Here is a 17584-nt window from a genome sequence, read left to right on the forward strand (position 1 = left end):
AGTATGTTAAGGAATTCTTTTCGGGAGGTTGAAATGAGCAAGGAAACATTCATCGATGAAATTGCACCCTATGCCCTGAATATTTATGGAGAGTTTAAAATTTTACCTTCAGTCATCATTGCCCAAGCTTGTTTAGAGAGTGGCTATGGGACAAGTCCTTTAGCTAAGCAAGGAAAAAATATATTCGGTACGAAAGGTGAATATAAAGGGCAATCCATCATTATACAAACGATTGAATATGTCAATGGAGCACCTGTTCAAGTAAGGAACAAATTCAGAAAGTACCCGACATGGGACGAAAGTCTTCGCGACCTTGCCACTCTGTATGCATTTGGTACTTCGTGGAATAGAAACCTATATACGGCGGTCATAGGTGAAAAAGATTATAAAAAGGCTATCAAGGCAATATTCGACGCGGGCTTTGCCACAGATCCGAAATATATTGAAAAACTGGTGAACCTGATAGAAATGAGTGAATTGACCAAGTATGACTTAACGGTCGAAGAAGTCTATCATATCGTGAAAAAAGGGGATACCGTCTCTGCGATTGCCAAGGCATATGGTTCAACCCAAGTTCAGATTCAGCAATGGAACGGGCTGGCCGATCTTAACTTAATCAAAGTAAACCAAAGATTAAGAGTGAAATGAGCGTTAATGGGAGGGAGTGCCAAGCACTTGCTTTCTTTTTTTTGTATGCCGCTCGCATAGTAGCGGGTATATGCGGACTTATCCAGTAAAAAGATCTTATCCAAAAAACTAGTTTTCCTGAGCATAATGAGAGAGTTCTATACATAGATTAAGAAACAACAAAAAAAGCGCAATCAGCGCTTTTAATGTATTTGCCTATATAAACCTATCACTTTTCCGAGTATCGATACATCCCGCAAAATGATAGGCTCCATATTTGAGTTCTCAGGCTGCAGCCTTATGTAATCCGGTTCCTTGAAGAATCGTTTTACAGTGGCTTCATCATCTTCAGTCATGGCCACGACGATATCTCCATTATTGGCACTGCTTTGCTGCTTCACGATGACATAATCGCCGTCATGAATTCCTGCCTCTATCATACTTTCCCCCATGATTTCGAGCATGAATACATGATCATCGTGCGGTACCATGCTTTCGGGAAGTGGAAAGTACTCTTCTATGTTCTCTATTGCCGTTATCGGCATGCCGGCTGTCACTTTACCAAGTAATGGAACGTTTACGACATTGGCTTTCGGTATATTGTTGGCATCCTCTAAATTGAGGATTTCAATGGCCCTCGGCTTGGTTGGATCACGTCTGATCAGTCCTTTGCTTTCCAGGCGGGATAAATGTCCGTGTACGGTTGAGCTTGATGCAAGCCCAACTGCCTCACCGATTTCCCTTACGGATGGTGGATACCCTTTCAGGCGGACTTCTTCTTTAATGAAATCAAGAATATCTTGCTGCCGTTTTGATAGTTTAGTCATATGTGCACCTCTTCCCCAATTTTTCTTTGCTTCATTATAGCATGGAGCCGTATTCTATACAAACATAAGTTCGAATTTTGTTGTTGACTGAAACAGGTGTTCGTATTATAATTTAAATATATCATACGAACGAACATTCGCGTTGGAGGGATTATTTATGAAAAAATTATACAAAAATTATATTTATACGATTCTATTAGCAGGATCGGTATTCATCTTTTCAATTTTATTCTCTTGCACATTAAACGGTGATCCAAAAAAGGATTTTCTATCTATAGAGGTAGGTGAAGGCGACACTTTATGGGGAATCGCCGAAGAATATGAAGAAGCTAATTTGACAAAAAAAGAATTCATTGGTTGGATAGAGGAGCATAATGGTATCAGTGCGGATTCGATTAAACCAGGACAAGTAATCGTGATACCGGTTAAAGGAGAAAAGCTTGTTCAGAATCTGGCCAGTCAGCAGTGAAGGTAGGGTATTATGAAGGCAGTAATCTATTGTAGGGTCAGCACGGAAAAACAGACACAGGAAACATCATTGGCAAGGCAGGAAGACGAACTAGTCAAGTTGGCACGGAAGATGGATGTGGAAGTTGTCGAGATTATAAAAGAGCAGGCTAGCGGATATGAGCTAAACCGTGATGGGATTTTTGACATGCTTGATCTTTTTAAAGCCAAGGAAGCTGGAGTTCTGTTAATCCAGGACGAGACGAGACTTGGAAGAGGAAACGCGAAAATTGCCCTTTTCCACGTCATCCTTAAAGAAGATGTCAAAATTTATACGCTTTCACACGATGGGGAACTTGAATTATCGGATTCGGATGCCATGGTCATCCAAATAGTCGGCATCGTGGAGGAATATCAAAGGAAGCTACATAATTTGAAAATAAAACGCGGGATGTTAAGAGCCGTCGAAAAAGGGTATCGTCCTCAAAAAAATCTACATAACCAAAGGAATGCCACTGGAAGGGACCGCAAGGAGATTCCAGTAGAAGAAATCATTAAACTCCGTGAAAACGGATTGACGTTTGCAGAAATAGCAGCCACCTTAAGGGGGTTTGGCTACAAAGTATCAAAAGCTACCGTGAACCGCCGTTTTCTTGAGCACCAGCAAAATACAGAGGAAAGTCAATCATAGAACTTGTAATTTCGCTTCTTTTTTAATACCATGACAATATCAGCACATATGAAGGAGCGAAATTATGCTATCAAAAGAAAAACTGTCCCGAATTAATGAACTTTCCAAAAAAGCTAAAGGAGTTGGCTTGACGGAAACGGAGGCAAAAGAGCAAACACAATTAAGAAGCGAGTATCTTGAGACTTTCAGGCGATCCATGTCCGATACGTTAGAACACGTTAAAGTGATCGATACTGAAGGTAACGACGTCACTCCACAAAAAATAAAAGATATTAAAGAAAAAAGAAACTTACATTAATGTTGGGACTTTCTTGATGGGAAACTCTCCATTGGAAGTTTCTTTTGGCCTTTAATTCTAAAAGAGATTGCTTTCATGTATGTATTCTCCTATTTAGTTTAATCTAAATAGGGGAATTCTTTAATTTTGGGAAAGTATGTATAATATTGGTATCGAATAGTGATTTTAGTTGTGATATTCAGCGGGTCACTATAATATAAAGAGGTACATTACAGGAAGGGATGTTTTACTATATGTTAGATAAATTAGATGCACTCTCAATCAATACCATTCGTACTTTATCGATCGATGCAATTGAAAAGGCTAATTCTGGCCATCCAGGGATGCCGATGGGTGCAGCGCCGATGGCGTATAAACTATGGACTGAATATATGAATCATAACCCAAAAAATCCGGATTGGTTCAATAGGGATCGCTTTGTTCTTTCAGCAGGACATGGATCGATGCTGTTATATAGCCTTCTTCACCTGTCGGGCTATGGCTTAACCATTGATGACTTAAAAGGATTCCGTCAATGGGGCAGTAAAACTCCAGGTCATCCTGAATTTGGGCATACTGCCGGTGTAGATGCAACGACTGGACCGCTAGGACAAGGGATTGCGATGGCAGTTGGGATGGCAATGGCCGAACGCCACCTGGCAGAAAGCTATAACCGTGATTCTTATAATGTTGTCGATCATTATACATATAGCATTTGCGGAGATGGAGATTTAATGGAGGGCGTTTCTGCTGAAGCGGCATCATTAGCTGGGCATCTTCAACTTGGCAGACTTGTTGTTTTATATGACTCCAATGATATCTCCCTTGACGGTGACTTAAGTCAGTCATTCAGTGAAAGCGTAGCAGAACGTTTCAAATCCTATAACTGGCAATATATCCGTGTTGAGGATGGAAATGATCTTCAGGAAATTGCGAAAGCGATTGAAGAAGCGAAAACTGATGATGCTCGTCCGACCTTAATAGAAGTGAAAACAGTTATCGGTTATGGTTCTCCAAACCGTTCAGGTAAGTCGGCAGTTCATGGCGCTCCGCTTGGTTCAGATGAGCTGAAGCTGACTAAAGAAGCTTACAAATGGACGTTCGAGGAAGATTTCCATGTTCCAGAGGAAGTGTATTCTCACTTCAAACAAGCCTGTGTAGAAGCTGGATCGAAAAAAGAAGAAGCTTGGAACGAATTGTTCAAGAATTACAAAGAAGCACATCCTGAATTAGCCGGACAATTGGAACTGGCAATCAAAGGTGAGCTGCCTGCTGAATGGGATCAAGACATTCCGGTTTATGAAGAAGGAAAAACTTTGGCTTCCCGTGCGTCCAGTGGAGAAGTATTAAACGCGATTGCCAAAAGGATGCCTAGCTTCATCGGTGGATCAGCAGATTTAGCTGGATCGAACAACACTGCCATTAAAGGTGAGACAGATTTATTACCGGGTAATTACAGTGGCCGAAATATATGGTTTGGTGTTCGTGAATTTGCAATGGGAGCGGCTTTGAACGGGATGACGCTTCATGGTGGACTTAAAGTGTACGGGGGAACTTTCTTTGTATTCTCTGACTACTTGCGTCCAGCCATAAGGATGGCAGCGCTGATGGGGCTACCTGTAACGTATGTTTTCACTCATGACAGCATTGCAGTAGGGGAAGACGGTCCGACACATGAGCCTATCGAACAATTGGCTTCATTACGGGCGATGCCGAACTTGGGCGTAATTCGTCCAGCTGACGGTAATGAAACGGCAGCGGCGTGGAAAGTGGCCATGGAGTCCACAAATAAGCCAACTGCCCTTGTACTTACTCGTCAAGGATTGCCAACAATTAAAGACACTGCGAAAAATGCTTATGACGGTGTTTCTAAAGGGGCTTATATCATCTCCGCTTCCAAGAAAGCAGAAGCCGATGCTTTACTTCTTGCGACAGGTAGTGAAGTGAACTTGGCTGTGGAAGCTCAGCAAGCATTAGCAGCAGAAGGAATCGATGTCTCTGTTGTCAGCATGCCTTCATGGGATCGTTTTGAAACGCAATCCAAAGAATATAAACAAAGTGTCATCAATCCAGCCGTGAAAAAACGTCTGGCCATTGAAGTGGCTTCACCGTTTGGCTGGGATCGCTATACAGGTGATGAGGGTGAAATTTTGGCCATCAATCACTTTGGAGCATCTGCACCAGGCAACAAGATCATGGAAGAGTTCGGGTTCACTGTTGACAATGTAGTGGCTCGTGTTAAAGGATTGCTAAAATAATCGTAAACGGAGCTGACGCCAACTAGTTTGGTGTCAGTTTTTTTTATCTTTTAATTAAGAGAAATCTTCGATTCGACAAAAAAAGAAGAAAATTTCTCCAACAAACAACATATCCTGTCCGTTTGTCAATATATAATGAGAATAATTAATTTTCGTTTAAATATGTCATTTATAGGGGAAAGTCATCATGAGTAGGAAATATTGGAAAGTTTCGTTGTTAAGTTGCCAAGGTTAACAAAATAGGAGGCTAGGAGGCATTGGCTGATGAGAACCTATCAAATTTTTTTAATCGAAGATGAATTTGCCCATCATTATTACGGTCGCGAAAAGCTATTTTTCAATTTGTTTTTGGAGTATATTCATGCAAGGGGCAGACTGAAGAGTATTTTGCAAAAACAAATCGAATTTGTCACCAAAACAGTCCCGACTATCCCATTGCAGTTGGCTATCGAGCACCGTTTACAGCGGAAGATGAATTTTTGGACTCAAAATGGTAAATACTATCTAGAAAAAACAAATGGATCAAGTAAAGCCGTTTTAATTATTGAGAATGAATCCATTACGCTAAAAGCTGATGGAGACTATGAAGCGGAGACCGCCTTTTTTGAATGTATTCGAAAGTATGAGGCGAGTTTTCTTGCCATAGATTTTGAACACGAAAAATACGGCTGGTTAAAACCGATAAAAGAAAGAAAATTTGTCTAAATGGGGGACTTTTCGGCAGCGGGTATTGTATAATAACCTTTGGTCTAGTACACTGATGTTAGACAACACGAAGGAGGAAATAGTATGTGGGTTTACATTCTAGTTGGCGTACTGGCATTGATTGCTGGAGTAGTGCTGGGATTTTTCATCGCTCGTAAATACATGATGGATTACTTAAAGAAAAATCCGCCAATTAACGAACAAATGCTGAAAATGATGATGATGCAAATGGGCATGAAACCATCCCAAAAGAAAATTAATCAAATGATGAGCGCCATGAATAAACAACAAACAAAATAAACTCAAGGGTTCATCCATTGATTAATGGCAATTATAAGATAAGCAAATCATAAACTACTTTGAAGAGTGAATCTTTCATCATAAATTTCCATTGTTTTTGCTTTATCTTTCAATTTCTGATCCGAAACCTCTCTCTCTGTTTAATTCAAACAGAGAGAGGGGTTTTTTGTATGAGGGGAAGCCCCCACAGAGCTAGAAAAAGGGAGGAGGTTGGAAATGCGAGCAGAATTAGTAATTTTATTGCTGATTTAAGTACTGGCCGTTAATTACGAAAAAAGTCTCGTTACAATAGCGCATATCTGGTAAAATAGTTAATTGTAACTACTATTACTACTAACAGGAGGTTCATCATTAATGAACGATTCAGTAGGTTTTTGGAAACGATTTTTTGCAGGGTTTCTCGACGTACTAATAATTTCTTTACCATTATCATTGATTTTCAGTTGGATAACAGGTGATTGGGAAAATGAAGATTTTTCAACTATATTGAACCTGCTTTACATGCTGATCGTCCCGATAGTATGGTATGGCTATACAGTAGGTAAAAGGATCATGGGCATACGGATCGTACGGGTTGATGGCAGGAAATTAGGCATAGGCACGATGCTGTTAAGAACATTCGTTGCAGGTATAGTCTATGTTCTAACACTAGGGATAGGATATATTGTCAGTGCATTCATGGTCGGTATGAGAAAGGATCATCGGTCGATTCATGATTTCATTGCTGGCACATATGTGACATCGGAGAAACCTTAATAAAAGATGAGCGGTATTAGCTACATAAAATTAAAAGACCTGAGTTCGGTATGCTACCCTGCTCAGGTCTTTTAAATTTAGCGGCATCCGTTTGTGTGTATAGTCTAGATTCTTTTGGGAATAGGATTATTCCTGGAAACATATGATAGTATTCAAAAGTATATAGTATAGAAACCTTATTTCATTCGTCAATAATATCTTGGGAATTAGACTTATCCTCTGTGGCTGAGTCGTTTTGGAATCGTTTCCTGGTTTGCGATAGTGGATTGATCCGTATAGGTGGACCTGATTAGAAATATATCATCTCCATATCCTTTTCATACATGTATCAAAAGGCGTGGGTCCTCTGGCAACTTAAACCACGTCTTTTTTCGCTTCTTCATCCAGTTAACATGAATCATTTCTCAGGATAACAACTTATTGTAATCATATATATTTATTACTGAAGGTTTCAGTAAACCGTTCAGTAACTGTCCTGTTGGCTTGTCAATCGTCTAGTTAGACGGTAGCCATCCCTTTAAAACTATACTCCACTTTCTTTGTTATCTGGTTTTTTAAGACTCGACTTGTCTACATATGGGATGATCTTTACTCACGGCGTGATCTAAACAATCTTCCTTACGTGATATGCATTTTTTTCATATCCATTACGTTTAGTGTGGCAAAAAGGTTGAAACAATCATAAAGTGGTGAGAGTTGACTTTAGTATCTGTAACGTTTAAGATTACAGTAATCTCCTTGAGGAGGATGCCAAAAGTGAATAGTGATTTTACAATAGCTGTGCATAGTTTGGTGTATTTGGCTTATTTGCCAGATCATATGGCAAGCAGCGAGTCAATCGCAGAAAACGTTTGTACGAACTCGGCAAGGATCAGGAAAATGATGAGTTGCTTACGGAATAAAGGATATGTGAAGACTAAAGAAGGCGTTGGCGGAGGCTATATCCTTGCTTGCAATCCTGAAGAGGTAAGTTTGGCGGACATTTATATAACGGTCTCACACGGGACACTGAAGCCGAAGTGGTGTACAGGAGATCCAGAGAAAAAGTGTGTCATATCTTCCAATACCCAGTTGGTTATGGATCAAATACTCGATGAAGCCGAACTATATTATGAAAAATATTTAGAGAATATTACCCTGAGCGCATTTTTGGAGAAAATTAAGCGATGTCCTTGATATTGATTTAGTTTTTTCTTTTATACTTACTGTATATTTAATTTTTACAGTTATATTTGATGATTATAATAAAAGGGGTGTTATATATGGCAGGAAATAAGCAGTTTGAAAATGGTGATTGGGTACAAGGAAGATCAAGAGAGGGGGAACTCATTCATGGATTCATTGAAACCTTAAGCAGAAATGAAGACCTCATTAAAGTGAATGTTGTGGAAAGTGATAATGAAAAGGCGATTGGTAAGGCGATTTGGATTCCAAGTAAATGGACCGAAAAGCTGCCGGACATAGAAATTAGTAACGAAAGTGATGTATTGGCATTAATTGATTTAGCGTTGATTTCCAAAGATGAGACTTGGTTTATGGAGCTATCGGGTAAATTGGAATCAATAAAGATCCATCCTAAATTAATTACGGAAAAATCCGATTTCATTTCGGATGGAAATAGAATGGCCAAACTTGATTTAAATAAATGAGCTGGTGGATAAAACGAGGAGGATATGATCATGACTATTGAGCATGTAACGGATGATAATTTTGCGGCTGAAATTAAAGATGGTCTTGTGCTAGTTGATTTTTGGGCACCATGGTGCGGTCCGTGTAAAATGATTGCACCGGTCCTTAATGAATTGGACGCTGAAATGGGTGAGCAGGTTAAAATCGTTAAACTTAATGTTGATGAAAATACAGCGACGACCCAACAATACGGGATTATGGGAATTCCAGCACTTATCCTTTTCAAGGATGGAGAAAAAATCGATCAGGCAGTTGGGCTGCAGCCTAAAGAAGCAATTTCTTCCTTGATTGCTAAGCATGCGTGATAATTTCATGACAATTTACTTATAAATGGAGGACTGGCAAATGAATTCAACCTATTCACCGTTATTTGAAACATTCAATTTAGCAAAAGGGGTGGAATTGAAAAATCGTCTGGTGATGGCACCAATGACCAATTTTTCTTCGAATCCAGACGGGACAGTAACGGATGAAGAAATAAACTATTATGAGCGCCGATCAAGCGGGGTTGGCATGGTGATAACCGCCTGTACGTATGTGACGGCAAATGGCAAAGGATTTCATGGGGAGTTTGGCGGTGATACGGACGTCATGATTCCTAGCCTAAGTCGTTTAGCTTCGGCGATAAAAGCGAAAGGTGCAAAAGCAATCCTGCAGATTTTCCATGGCGGACGCGAGGTACCACCGGAATTAGTGCCTAATGGCGATGTTGTAAGTGCAGGCGATATCCCATCGGCAGGAGAAGGCAAACCGGTTCCTCGTCCACTTACAGAAAAGGAAATTGAATCGATTGTTCGCGATTTTGGTGAAACCACTCGACGTGCGATTGAAGCTGGATATGATGGTGTCGAAATTCACGGTGCAAATGGTTACCTGATTCAGCAATTTTTTTCCCCACACTCGAACCGACGCGAAGACAAGTGGGGCGGATCACTTGAGAAGCGCCTGAGTTTTCCGTTAGCAGTGGTGGATGAAGTGCAAAAAGCAATTGCAAAACATGCCAAAGCTCCGTTCATCGTAGGCTATCGCTTTTCACCAGAAGAGCCTGAAACACCAGGAATCACGATGGATGATACACTGGCATTAATCGATGGACTTGCGAGTAAGAAACTGGATTACCTTCATGTTTCATTAATGGAATTCTGGTCAAAAGCAAGAAGGGGGGCAGAGGCTGATCGGGCTCGGATAGAAATCATAAAAGAGCGTGTCGGTGACCAAGTTCCTGTCATCGGGGTTGGTTCGATTTATACTGCAGACGATGCAATCAAAGCAATGCAATCTGGCATTCCGCTACTTGCATTAGGCCGTGAACTGATCATCGATCCTGAATGGGTACAAAAAGTGGAACAAGGAAGAGAAACTGAAATCGTCACAAAAATAAACAGAAATCATCAACAGCAATTAGATATTCCTGATCCATTATGGCAAGCCATCATCCATTCTCCAGGATGGTTTCCGGGCATTGAATAGGGATCGTACAAACACCTTTTAACTCCTACCTTAAGTTGGTTACGATAGAACAGGGCAGGGCAGCCAATGAAGGCTGCCCTGCCCTGTTATTCCCTTTTTAGCAGAATGGATAAAATTAAATGATATTTGCAAGGAAATGATCATTTAAAAAACAGCATATAATCACTATCCAACGATGCATCATAGCTAAGGTTAAAAAATAACACGAAGGCTATTACTAGATTGAAAAAGAAGTTAATGATGGTTTTAATCATGGTTCCTCCCTTACTAGTTACATTCATAGTGCCGATGGACTGTCGTTCTAGTGATTGATATCGAATGCAATATGTTTACTAAACAGCAAATCACTAGGAATTCATGGGGGGGGGGCGGAGATGAATAAACCAGTTTTTGAGCAGGAGCATTCTAGTATAACTTTTCTTTTTATTGTTTTTTGTTTTTAGATACGATATTCCATATGTAAAACCCATATAATTATTTGGCCAAGTAGCTAGTTATTCAATTGACTTGTTTGAAGACATTCGCAATTTTAAGAATCGTTCCCATTTGTATAGGAAACAAAACGGAAATAGTGAATGGAAAATTAATCGATTTGTGTTTAAATACGCAAAATTTCATTTCATTATTGAAACGGACCATTTCATCTTTGGAACAGAAAAAACACGAAGTGGTTTAATCCAACTTCGTGTTTATGATAACGGTGACCTAAAAAAGAATGGAATCAAGGGAGAAGGGGCCAGCTCCGATTAATGCTACACCAATCGCCACTGCAAGAATGGCAAGGTTGTATTCGTAACCATTTTGAGTCGCCCAGTAGCCATTCGCTCCATGGACTTTAAAATTCGCTACGAGCATCGTAAGTGCAATCAATGTTCCAGCGAGAGGTGTAAGAAACCCTAACGCGAATAAAGCACCGCCAATAAGTTCTGATAAACCAGCAAATAAGGCCATCGTAACTCCAGGCTTCATGCCGATTGAGTCAAACCAGCCTCCAGTTCCTTTTAAACCGTGACCTCCAAACCAACCAAACAATTTTTGAGCGCCATGACCAACGAACGATAAACCGATAACTGCACGTATAACTAATAAACCTAAACCGATCATTTATAATTCCTCCTGAATTTTGTATTGAATTTAGATATCTCTATTTCGAGGTAATATATCTCGAAAGTATTTATCTTTAATTAAAGACAATTTATTTTACGTGTTATGTCAATAGAATTAATCAGTTTCATTTTATATTATTGCGGTAACATTCGTAACAGGAGGGCCATGCTCCGTACGTGTAAAAGAAGAGTTGTTGCTTATAACACTTCTTTTACTCGAACGGCAATATACTTCATAATAAATTCCTCCTTAAGAGGCTCACTCAACAGGAAAGGTTCGGAAAAAACCGGGTGAACTTTGGTTGGATCTAAATAATAAATCAGAAACCGTCACGCACTTATATCCATTTTTATATAGATATTCCAAGGTCGGTTCCAAAGCCATAACCGTTTGCGGTCGGTCGCTCCAATCGTGGAGAAGGATGATATCACCCGCCCGTAACGAATTAATGATATGTGAGGAGATCTTATTAGGTGCCGGCCGTTTCCAGTCTTGCGGGTCTTGATGCCACGACCATAAAACGACCTTAAACCCCTTGTTTACTGCTGTATTAATGATGGTATCGTTATGGAGTCCACCTACAGGGCGATATAATGTCGGTTTGTATTTGGCAATATCCCAAATCACTTTGTCGGTTTTATCCAATTCGGAAGATAATAACTCAGCTGTCATATTTCTGTCATAATAATGATGATACGTGTGGTTCGCGATTTCATGGCCTTCTTTAATTTCTCTTATGAGGATGTCTGGATTGCTTTTCACTTTATTACCTGAAACAAAGAACGTGGCTTTAGCATTATACTTAGCCAATATATCGAGAATTTGGGGTGTATAGGAAGGATGTGGTCCGTCATCAAAGGTGATCGCAACAATTTTTTCATTAGTTTTTCCATCCCAAATAACGTTTCCTGTTTTTTCATATACCGCTCTGCTGGAAGTTATGGCGTCAATATGGTTAGCTTCACAGAAGAAAAGAAAAAAGAAAACGGTGAAAGTCATCAATATGGTTTTCAAAATAGTCCCCCCTGTACTTGTGTTTATAAGAGTTAGTATATGGAGTTCCATTTTATTTATTATGCCGGTAACCATGTTGAGGATTTGTTACTGCTCTTTAGATAATGATTGTTTGTAAAATGATGGGAGTTCCTGTTATTGGGGCATCAACGGTATTCAAGGTAAGCTTCCCAGCTTCAACGGTGTAATTATCATGGGGCTGCAAGACACCATTTATGAATAAATTCATATAAGATACCTTTGCTGGATCGGGTATGACCTGTTTCTCAATGTCTGTTATCCCATCTTCTTCAACAAAAACCCGTTGACAGCCATTTGCGACCGCATAAAATTCATATGCAACGACACGTTTCGGAATTTTCGTACGAACTTCCGTGAAAGAGCAAGCAGGGAAAAGCAACAAAGGTTTAGGGATTTCTTCTTCCTCTTTGATAAAACGGCAATATTTATTGTCCATTTTCTTAAATTCTCCCCTTTTTCTTATCTCCTACATATTTTATATAAAATACGAATTATCGTGAGGACCATTTTTGGAATTTGTCTATACACTTCGGTCAATGAAGTCATAGTTTATAGAGAAGAGAGGTGAATATTTTGCCGTTAAAGATAATGAAATTAGCCATTGAGGCTACCTCGCTGATTAGTGTTAATCCATTGATCACTCGTTTATTTTATGAAGTGCCTGCAGCATTGGAAGGTCCAACGGAACTGTCAATCGATCCTGCAAGCTTTTGGACGGACACTGGTGGTCCCGCAACGGTACTGCCTGTATTAAGTGCAGAAAACAGCTCATATGAAGTGTTTATTAATGGTGTGCTGCAAATGGAGGATATATCGACATACACTGCAGGTGCAACTGGTGTCGGCAGCCTGGTGCTGACAATTCCTGATGGCTCATCCGTTTTGGCAGGGTCACCTGTCGTTCTTGTCGTGACGAACTACGCACCTACCTCGGATGTCGATATTGTAACGTAAATCCATTTGACCTTCAAATCAAGAAAACAGGCAGCGCCGAAAGTGCTGCCTGTTTTTCTGGTAGGGGAACGTATATAAAAGGGGTTCAATCGGTAAAGAAAGCATATGATGTCAGGAGAAAATACCTATGGAGGTAAAGTAGGTTAAAATCCGCGATCAAAAACCTGAACCGGTTTTATAAAAAAGTTCATCATATTTATTCAATAATTGATCAAGCTGCTGGCTGTACTCCACGGCAATATTTGAGTTCAAACCATCTTCAGCGACGACTTTTATAAGTTCATTCCGCTTTAATTCGATTTGTTCGAGAAATTCATCCTTTTTAGCCATCTTATTTCCTTTCTGGCCCCAGCATTTTATAAGGTACCTGTTAATGTGTGTTAGTTGTAAAAACTGTATGAATATAACAATTATATCGGCTTGGACCAGTGAATTCAAATATGTATGATACGGACATTGAAACAGTGCCGTCATTGGTGGGCTGTGTGTAGCTTGTCCACAAAATCTTCACAGCCCATAAATGTGTATTTTCATCTTATTTGTTACAATGTTTATAGGATGACATACATAGGAGTGAAGGTAATTGAATGACATAAATCTATTTTTTGCCTTTGGCGCCGGTTTTTTAAGTTTTATTTCTCCGTGCTGTTTACCGCTATATCCAGCCTTTTTATCCTATATTACGGGTATGAGCGTCGGTGAAATAAAATCGGAGAACGCAATGCTTCAAAGAAGGAGTATGCTGCATACTTTGTTCTTCCTGCTAGGCTTCTCCTTGGTTTTCATTGCAATCGGGTTCAGTACTACCTATCTAGCCTCATTTTTCACCAATTTTAAAGAATTGATTCGTCAGATCGGTGCCATTCTGATCATCGTTTTTGGATTATTCATTGTAGGGATCTTTAAACCGAAATCCTTAATGAAGGATAGCCGCTTTGAATTTAAAAACCGTCCGAGTGGATATATTGGTTCCATTCTAATCGGCTTGGCCTTTGCGGCTGGATGGACACCGTGTGCAGGTCCATTATTAGGGGCCGTCATTTCTTTGGCTGCAACGGAACCCACTGCTGCCATGAGCTATATAGCAGCTTATATATTAGGTTTTGCCATCCCATTTTTCATCTTATCCTTCTTTGTCGGAAAGCTGAAATGGATCAAAAAGTATAGCCAGTACATAATGAAGCTTGGCGGTTACCTCATGATTGTAATGGGTGTTATCTTGTTTTTTAATTGGATGACCCAAATAATTGCAGTCCTGTCTAGACTATTCGGAGGCTTTACGGGGTTTTAGTCCATTAAAAGCTATTTTTTCAAAAATATTCAAACGAATATGACGAAAGTGGGACTTAGTACCCTTATATATTCGCTTTTAGACTAATTTATGAGGTTAATATTCTTGATTTTAGGCCTAAAGTTTTATATTCTATATATAAATCATTACATTTCTTTTGCAAGGAGGAAATGAGGGGGGAACGATCATGGCCAGAATATTAATTGTTGATGATGCTAAGTTTATGAGGATGACGCTTTCGAATATTTTATCAAAAGCTGGACATGAAGTAATTGGCGAGGGTGAGAACGGCAAAGAAGCGATTGAATTGTACCGTAACCTTAAACCTGATTTAGTGACAATGGATATAACGATGCCACTCATGAGCGGGGTAGATGCAGTTAAAGAAATCAAGAAGGAATTTCAGGCTGCAAAGGTGATAATGTGCTCTGCGATGGGTCAGCAAAAAATGGTAGTTGAAGCCATCGAAGCCGGTGCAAAGGATTTTATCGTCAAGCCCTTTGACGAGAGCAGAGTAGTGGATGCCATCAATAGGGGGCTTAATTAAGTACCCACTCCTTGTTTATCTTTAATAGGTAATATATACTTTGTTTATTAATTGAAGTCATATATAATTTTTTATGGTGCTTACCTATTTTTAGTTAAAAGGGATGGTTAAGAGATGATATATATTTCAACAGGTATAGCGATCGTGATGGCTATGGGTGTTTTCATGTTACGGATGAAGGAAACGAAAAAACCGGTGAATGAAAAGAAAATCATCTTGCCGCCGTTATTCATGAGTACAGGCGCCTTGATGTTCATTTTTCCTATGTTCCGGGTTTCTCGATACGAATTATTGGAGGCTATTGTCGCAGGGATGTTATTTTCCATCTTGTTAATTAAAACATCCAAATTCGAAGTGAGAAACGAAAAAATTTACATTTTGCGTTCAAAAGCGTTTATATTCATACTGATCGGCCTTATGGTGGTCCGGCTCGTCGCGAAATTAATGCTCGGAAGCACAATTGAAATTGGCGTCTTGAGCGGAATGTTTTTCTTGCTTGCTTTTGCTATGATCGTCCCATGGAGGATTGCGATGCTATATCAATACAAAAAAGTTAAGGCAGCCAGTTTCATCTGATTGACTGTGTAATTTTGATGGTGCAACTTAACTAATAATAGTCAAAGGACCTGTGTCTACCTTCAAGGGGACCCAGGTTTTTTATTATTTTTGGAACAAAACGGAGCTTCAAAAAAAGAAATGTTGAAGATGGAAAAACGATGTTATAAAAGCCCTTAAAAACCGTAACCCTAGTAATTTCATCTGAATTATATTATATTAATATTATTAGAATTTTACTAGAGGAGGGAACGGTTGATGTTACAAATGATTGTATTAGGGATTATTTGTGGGCTAATGCTTGGATTTGTTCTTCAACGGGGCCGTTTCTGTGTTGTTGGTGCATATCGTGATTTGATTTTAGCTAAAGATGGACGGATGTTTTTGGCTACGTTCGTTGTTATAGCGATACAAAGTATTGGTGTTTATGCATTGAATGGCACAGGCGTCATTCAGTTTGGGAATGATGGGTTCCCATGGCTGGGGACAATTGTTGGAGGCTTTATATTTGGTATCGGTATGGTTTTCGCGGGAGGTTGCGCTACAGGGACATGGTATCGTGCCGGAGAAGGGATGATTGGGAGTTGGATTGCCCTTTTTGGTTATATGCTTGGAGCGGCCATGACGAAGTACGGCGTATGGAAAGTGGCGGGGGACCAACTGCTATCCTATCGTACAAGCGACACTTATATTCACGAGACATTGAATGTTTCGCCATGGTTGCTGGTGATCGTTGTAGCCGTTTTGGTCGGCATCTTGGTGATGCGTGAATTAAGGAAGCCTAAACTGCCGATTTTTCAAATGAAACCAAAGAAAAAAGGTATCGCTCACCTTTTATTTGAAAAAAGGTGGCATCCATTCGTTACGGCATTATTGGTTGGACTGATTGCCATCATCGCCTGGCCGTTAAGTGCGATGACAGGCAGGATGTTTGGTCTTGGAATTACAGCTCCTTCCGCGAACATCTTGACTTTCCTTATAACCGGCGATGATGCGTTAATTGATTGGGGAATGTTTTTAGTATTGGGGATTTTCCTCGGAGCTTTCATTGCGGCAAAAGGAAGCGGGGAATTCCGTTGGCGCTTGCCCGATATGAAAACGATACGTAACAATGCCTTTGGCGGTATAGTCATGGGATTCGGGGCGAGTGTTGCAGGAGGATGTACAATAGGGAATGGCTTGGTGAATTCGGCATTATTTGCTTGGCAAGGCTGGATTGCCATAATCTTTTTCCTGCTAGGAACTTGGGTGGCAACTTATTTTACGATTATCCGTAAGCAAAGGCAGACAGTGGGTACTTCCAAAGCTGCTTAAGGTTCTTCTAACATAATTAATCAAGGAGTGGATTACATGGCAAAAGTATTGGAGACGACTGGAATGGTTTGTCCGTTCCCTTTAGTGGAAGCGAAAGAAGCAATTGTGGATATGGCAAAAGGTGAGGAACTGATCATTAATTTCGATTGCACCCAAGCAACGGAGAGCATTCCGCGTTGGGCTGCTACTGAAGGTCACGAAATTACGGAATTCGAACAGATTGATGATGCTAAATGGCGTATAATCGTCAAGAAAGGAAATTGATAGATGAAGAAACGTGCAGGGACATCCTTTGCACGTTTTTTTTATTTTTTCAAGGCTGAATCGTTGGCTAGGCCAGTTTCAAGTGATAACATGATTGAAAGAACATTTAAGGAGATGTGGATAAAATGGTAGATGAGGTCATTTTAAATGATGTTCCGCTGCATGTTACTGATTTTCTAACTGAAACTGTAGGAGATTCTGAAGGTATAGAAATCAGAAAAGTCAGTTTTAATTTCAAGGTTACGAATGAGGAATATCATGATATCACCACACTGCTTTATCAAATGGTATTCGATTTGAAAATTCCTCAGCTGAACGAGGAATTCCGAGCTGAAATCCATAATTATGCAACTTCCGTCACCAATTTGTATGAAGAAAATGCAGTGGGAGATTTTTCACTAGTTTTATTGGAAGTGAACGAGCCGGAATGATTACTTTGCCAGTCTTGTAAAGATATGGGTTACTGTCTA

Annotated in this window: 24 protein-coding genes; 19 read left to right on the forward strand and 5 right to left on the reverse strand. The window is 39.9% G+C overall.

What is annotated here, in order from left to right; genetic code table 11:
• The first annotated feature begins 33 nt into the window (after window positions 1–33).
• The gene (locus ABE28_RS09940; RefSeq protein ID WP_064466222.1) at window positions 34–648 is read left to right on the forward strand and encodes a glucosaminidase domain-containing protein; all 615 of its coding nucleotides are present in this window, start codon (window positions 34–36) and stop codon (window positions 646–648) included.
• 182 nt (window positions 649–830) lie between these two features.
• On the opposite strand, the gene lexA is transcribed toward ABE28_RS09940, so the two are convergent.
• Complete coding sequence (lexA, locus tag ABE28_RS09945) at window positions 831–1454, reverse strand: transcriptional repressor LexA (RefSeq protein ID WP_061141706.1); 624 nt, start codon at window positions 1452–1454, stop codon at window positions 831–833.
• Window positions 1455–1611: 157 nt separating this feature from the next.
• Here lexA and yneA point away from each other — a divergent pair, with 157 nt between their 5' ends.
• The 11 genes from yneA (at window position 1612) to ABE28_RS10000 (ending at window position 10047) form a co-directional block, all read left to right on the forward strand.
• Complete coding sequence (gene yneA / locus ABE28_RS09950; RefSeq protein WP_064466221.1) at window positions 1612–1923, forward strand: cell division suppressor protein YneA; 312 nt, start codon at window positions 1612–1614, stop codon at window positions 1921–1923.
• Window positions 1924–1935: 12 nt separating this feature from the next.
• Window positions 1936–2592 carry a YneB family resolvase-like protein gene (locus ABE28_RS09955; protein ID WP_064466220.1) on the forward strand — a complete coding sequence of 219 codons (657 nt, stop codon included), beginning with the start codon at window positions 1936–1938 and terminating at the stop codon, window positions 2590–2592.
• A 64-nt stretch (window positions 2593–2656) separates the two neighbouring features.
• Window positions 2657–2890, forward strand: coding sequence for a DUF896 domain-containing protein (locus ABE28_RS09960; protein WP_064466219.1), 234 nt, complete (start codon window positions 2657–2659; stop codon window positions 2888–2890).
• Window positions 2891–3123: 233 nt separating this feature from the next.
• Entirely contained in the window at window positions 3124–5127 is a 2004-nt protein-coding gene (tkt, locus tag ABE28_RS09965) for a transketolase (RefSeq protein ID WP_064466218.1), read from the forward strand.
• Window positions 5128–5391: 264 nt separating this feature from the next.
• On the forward strand, window positions 5392–5832 hold the full coding sequence (sirA, locus tag ABE28_RS09970) for a sporulation inhibitor of replication protein SirA (RefSeq protein WP_064466217.1): 441 nt from the start codon (window positions 5392–5394) through the stop codon (window positions 5830–5832).
• 84 nt (window positions 5833–5916) lie between these two features.
• Entirely contained in the window at window positions 5917–6132 is a 216-nt protein-coding gene (locus ABE28_RS09975; RefSeq protein WP_034312934.1) for a YneF family protein, read from the forward strand.
• 354 nt (window positions 6133–6486) lie between these two features.
• Window positions 6487–6888, forward strand: a complete 402-nt coding sequence (locus ABE28_RS09980; protein WP_064466216.1) for an RDD family protein — start codon at window positions 6487–6489, stop codon at window positions 6886–6888.
• A gap of 756 nt (window positions 6889–7644) precedes the next feature.
• Window positions 7645–8064 carry an RrF2 family transcriptional regulator gene (locus ABE28_RS09985; RefSeq protein WP_064466215.1) on the forward strand — a complete coding sequence of 140 codons (420 nt, stop codon included), beginning with the start codon at window positions 7645–7647 and terminating at the stop codon, window positions 8062–8064.
• Between the two features lie 86 nt (window positions 8065–8150).
• Window positions 8151–8537, forward strand: a complete 387-nt coding sequence (locus ABE28_RS09990; protein WP_064466214.1) for an IDEAL domain-containing protein — start codon at window positions 8151–8153, stop codon at window positions 8535–8537.
• Window positions 8538–8567: 30 nt separating this feature from the next.
• Complete coding sequence (gene trxA, locus ABE28_RS09995) at window positions 8568–8882, forward strand: thioredoxin (protein ID WP_064466213.1); 315 nt, start codon at window positions 8568–8570, stop codon at window positions 8880–8882.
• A 40-nt stretch (window positions 8883–8922) separates the two neighbouring features.
• Entirely contained in the window at window positions 8923–10047 is a 1125-nt protein-coding gene (locus ABE28_RS10000; RefSeq protein ID WP_064466212.1) for an NADH-dependent flavin oxidoreductase, read from the forward strand.
• A gap of 705 nt (window positions 10048–10752) precedes the next feature.
• Here ABE28_RS10000 and ABE28_RS10005 read toward each other — a convergent pair.
• The 3 genes from ABE28_RS10005 to ABE28_RS10015 form a co-directional block, all read right to left on the reverse strand.
• Window positions 10753–11151, reverse strand: a complete 399-nt coding sequence (locus ABE28_RS10005) for a DoxX family protein (RefSeq protein WP_064466211.1) — start codon at window positions 11149–11151, stop codon at window positions 10753–10755.
• 261 nt (window positions 11152–11412) lie between these two features.
• Window positions 11413–12153 (reverse strand): polysaccharide deacetylase family protein, encoded by a 741-nt coding sequence (locus tag ABE28_RS10010; RefSeq protein WP_064466355.1) that lies wholly within the window; start codon window positions 12151–12153, stop codon window positions 11413–11415.
• 112 nt (window positions 12154–12265) lie between these two features.
• Entirely contained in the window at window positions 12266–12625 is a 360-nt protein-coding gene (locus tag ABE28_RS10015) for a DUF4183 domain-containing protein (protein ID WP_083232027.1), read from the reverse strand.
• 128 nt (window positions 12626–12753) lie between these two features.
• Between ABE28_RS10015 and ABE28_RS10020 the strand changes: the two genes are divergently transcribed.
• Window positions 12754–13143 carry a DUF4183 domain-containing protein gene (locus ABE28_RS10020; protein ID WP_257390760.1) on the forward strand — a complete coding sequence of 130 codons (390 nt, stop codon included), beginning with the start codon at window positions 12754–12756 and terminating at the stop codon, window positions 13141–13143.
• Window positions 13144–13299: 156 nt separating this feature from the next.
• On the opposite strand, the gene ABE28_RS24470 is transcribed toward ABE28_RS10020, so the two are convergent.
• On the reverse strand, window positions 13300–13473 hold the full coding sequence (locus ABE28_RS24470) for an aspartyl-phosphate phosphatase Spo0E family protein (protein WP_083232028.1): 174 nt from the start codon (window positions 13471–13473) through the stop codon (window positions 13300–13302).
• Window positions 13474–13726: 253 nt separating this feature from the next.
• Between ABE28_RS24470 and ABE28_RS10025 the strand changes: the two genes are divergently transcribed.
• From ABE28_RS10025 to ABE28_RS10050, 6 genes are all read left to right on the forward strand, one after another.
• A complete protein-coding gene (locus ABE28_RS10025; RefSeq protein ID WP_064466209.1) occupies window positions 13727–14434 on the forward strand; it encodes a cytochrome c biogenesis CcdA family protein in 708 nt (235 codons plus the stop codon).
• A 187-nt stretch (window positions 14435–14621) separates the two neighbouring features.
• Window positions 14622–14981 (forward strand): response regulator, encoded by a 360-nt coding sequence (locus ABE28_RS10030; RefSeq protein ID WP_064466208.1) that lies wholly within the window; start codon window positions 14622–14624, stop codon window positions 14979–14981.
• 114 nt (window positions 14982–15095) lie between these two features.
• Entirely contained in the window at window positions 15096–15557 is a 462-nt protein-coding gene (locus ABE28_RS10035; protein WP_064466207.1) for a CcdC family protein, read from the forward strand.
• A 237-nt stretch (window positions 15558–15794) separates the two neighbouring features.
• Window positions 15795–16850 carry a YeeE/YedE family protein gene (locus ABE28_RS10040; protein ID WP_180319987.1) on the forward strand — a complete coding sequence of 352 codons (1056 nt, stop codon included), beginning with the start codon at window positions 15795–15797 and terminating at the stop codon, window positions 16848–16850.
• A 36-nt stretch (window positions 16851–16886) separates the two neighbouring features.
• Window positions 16887–17114: a sulfurtransferase TusA family protein gene (locus ABE28_RS10045; protein WP_064466206.1), complete on the forward strand. Its 228-nt coding sequence runs from the start codon at window positions 16887–16889 to the stop codon at window positions 17112–17114.
• A 125-nt stretch (window positions 17115–17239) separates the two neighbouring features.
• The gene (locus ABE28_RS10050; RefSeq protein ID WP_064466205.1) at window positions 17240–17545 is read left to right on the forward strand and encodes a DUF3219 family protein; all 306 of its coding nucleotides are present in this window, start codon (window positions 17240–17242) and stop codon (window positions 17543–17545) included.
• Window positions 17546–17584 lie beyond the last annotated feature (39 nt).

The sequence above is a fragment of the Peribacillus muralis genome (assembly GCF_001645685.2).
Lineage (GTDB): Bacteria > Bacillota > Bacilli > Bacillales > DSM-1321 > Peribacillus > Peribacillus muralis_A.

Bases quoted from the DNA above. Each gene is read 5' to 3' on its own strand.
- ABE28_RS10005 (WP_064466211.1), bottom strand. From the start codon at position 11,151: ATGATCGGTTTAGGTTTATTAGTTATACGTGCAGTTATCGGTTTATCG.
- ABE28_RS09960 (WP_064466219.1), top strand. From the start codon at position 2,657: ATGCTATCAAAAGAAAAACTGTCCCGAATTAATGAACTTTCCAAAAAA.
- ABE28_RS09980 (WP_064466216.1), top strand. From the start codon at position 6,487: ATGAACGATTCAGTAGGTTTTTGGAAACGATTTTTTGCAGGGTTTCTC.
- ABE28_RS09955 (WP_064466220.1), top strand. From the start codon at position 1,936: ATGAAGGCAGTAATCTATTGTAGGGTCAGCACGGAAAAACAGACACAG.
- ABE28_RS10040 (WP_180319987.1), top strand. From the start codon at position 15,795: ATGTTACAAATGATTGTATTAGGGATTATTTGTGGGCTAATGCTTGGA.
- ABE28_RS10045 (WP_064466206.1), top strand. From the start codon at position 16,887: ATGGCAAAAGTATTGGAGACGACTGGAATGGTTTGTCCGTTCCCTTTA.
- sirA (WP_064466217.1), top strand. From the start codon at position 5,392: ATGAGAACCTATCAAATTTTTTTAATCGAAGATGAATTTGCCCATCAT.
- yneA (WP_064466221.1), top strand. From the start codon at position 1,612: ATGAAAAAATTATACAAAAATTATATTTATACGATTCTATTAGCAGGA.
- trxA (WP_064466213.1), top strand. From the start codon at position 8,568: ATGACTATTGAGCATGTAACGGATGATAATTTTGCGGCTGAAATTAAA.
- ABE28_RS10000 (WP_064466212.1), top strand. From the start codon at position 8,923: ATGAATTCAACCTATTCACCGTTATTTGAAACATTCAATTTAGCAAAA.
- ABE28_RS10015 (WP_083232027.1), bottom strand. From the start codon at position 12,625: ATGGACAATAAATATTGCCGTTTTATCAAAGAGGAAGAAGAAATCCCT.
- ABE28_RS09940 (WP_064466222.1), top strand. From the start codon at position 34: ATGAGCAAGGAAACATTCATCGATGAAATTGCACCCTATGCCCTGAAT.
- ABE28_RS10030 (WP_064466208.1), top strand. From the start codon at position 14,622: ATGGCCAGAATATTAATTGTTGATGATGCTAAGTTTATGAGGATGACG.
- ABE28_RS10050 (WP_064466205.1), top strand. From the start codon at position 17,240: ATGGTAGATGAGGTCATTTTAAATGATGTTCCGCTGCATGTTACTGAT.
- ABE28_RS10035 (WP_064466207.1), top strand. From the start codon at position 15,096: ATGATATATATTTCAACAGGTATAGCGATCGTGATGGCTATGGGTGTT.
- ABE28_RS24470 (WP_083232028.1), bottom strand. From the start codon at position 13,473: ATGGCTAAAAAGGATGAATTTCTCGAACAAATCGAATTAAAGCGGAAT.
- ABE28_RS09990 (WP_064466214.1), top strand. From the start codon at position 8,151: ATGGCAGGAAATAAGCAGTTTGAAAATGGTGATTGGGTACAAGGAAGA.
- ABE28_RS10010 (WP_064466355.1), bottom strand. From the start codon at position 12,153: ATGACTTTCACCGTTTTCTTTTTTCTTTTCTTCTGTGAAGCTAACCAT.
- lexA (WP_061141706.1), bottom strand. From the start codon at position 1,454: ATGACTAAACTATCAAAACGGCAGCAAGATATTCTTGATTTCATTAAA.
- tkt (WP_064466218.1), top strand. From the start codon at position 3,124: ATGTTAGATAAATTAGATGCACTCTCAATCAATACCATTCGTACTTTA.
- ABE28_RS09975 (WP_034312934.1), top strand. From the start codon at position 5,917: ATGTGGGTTTACATTCTAGTTGGCGTACTGGCATTGATTGCTGGAGTA.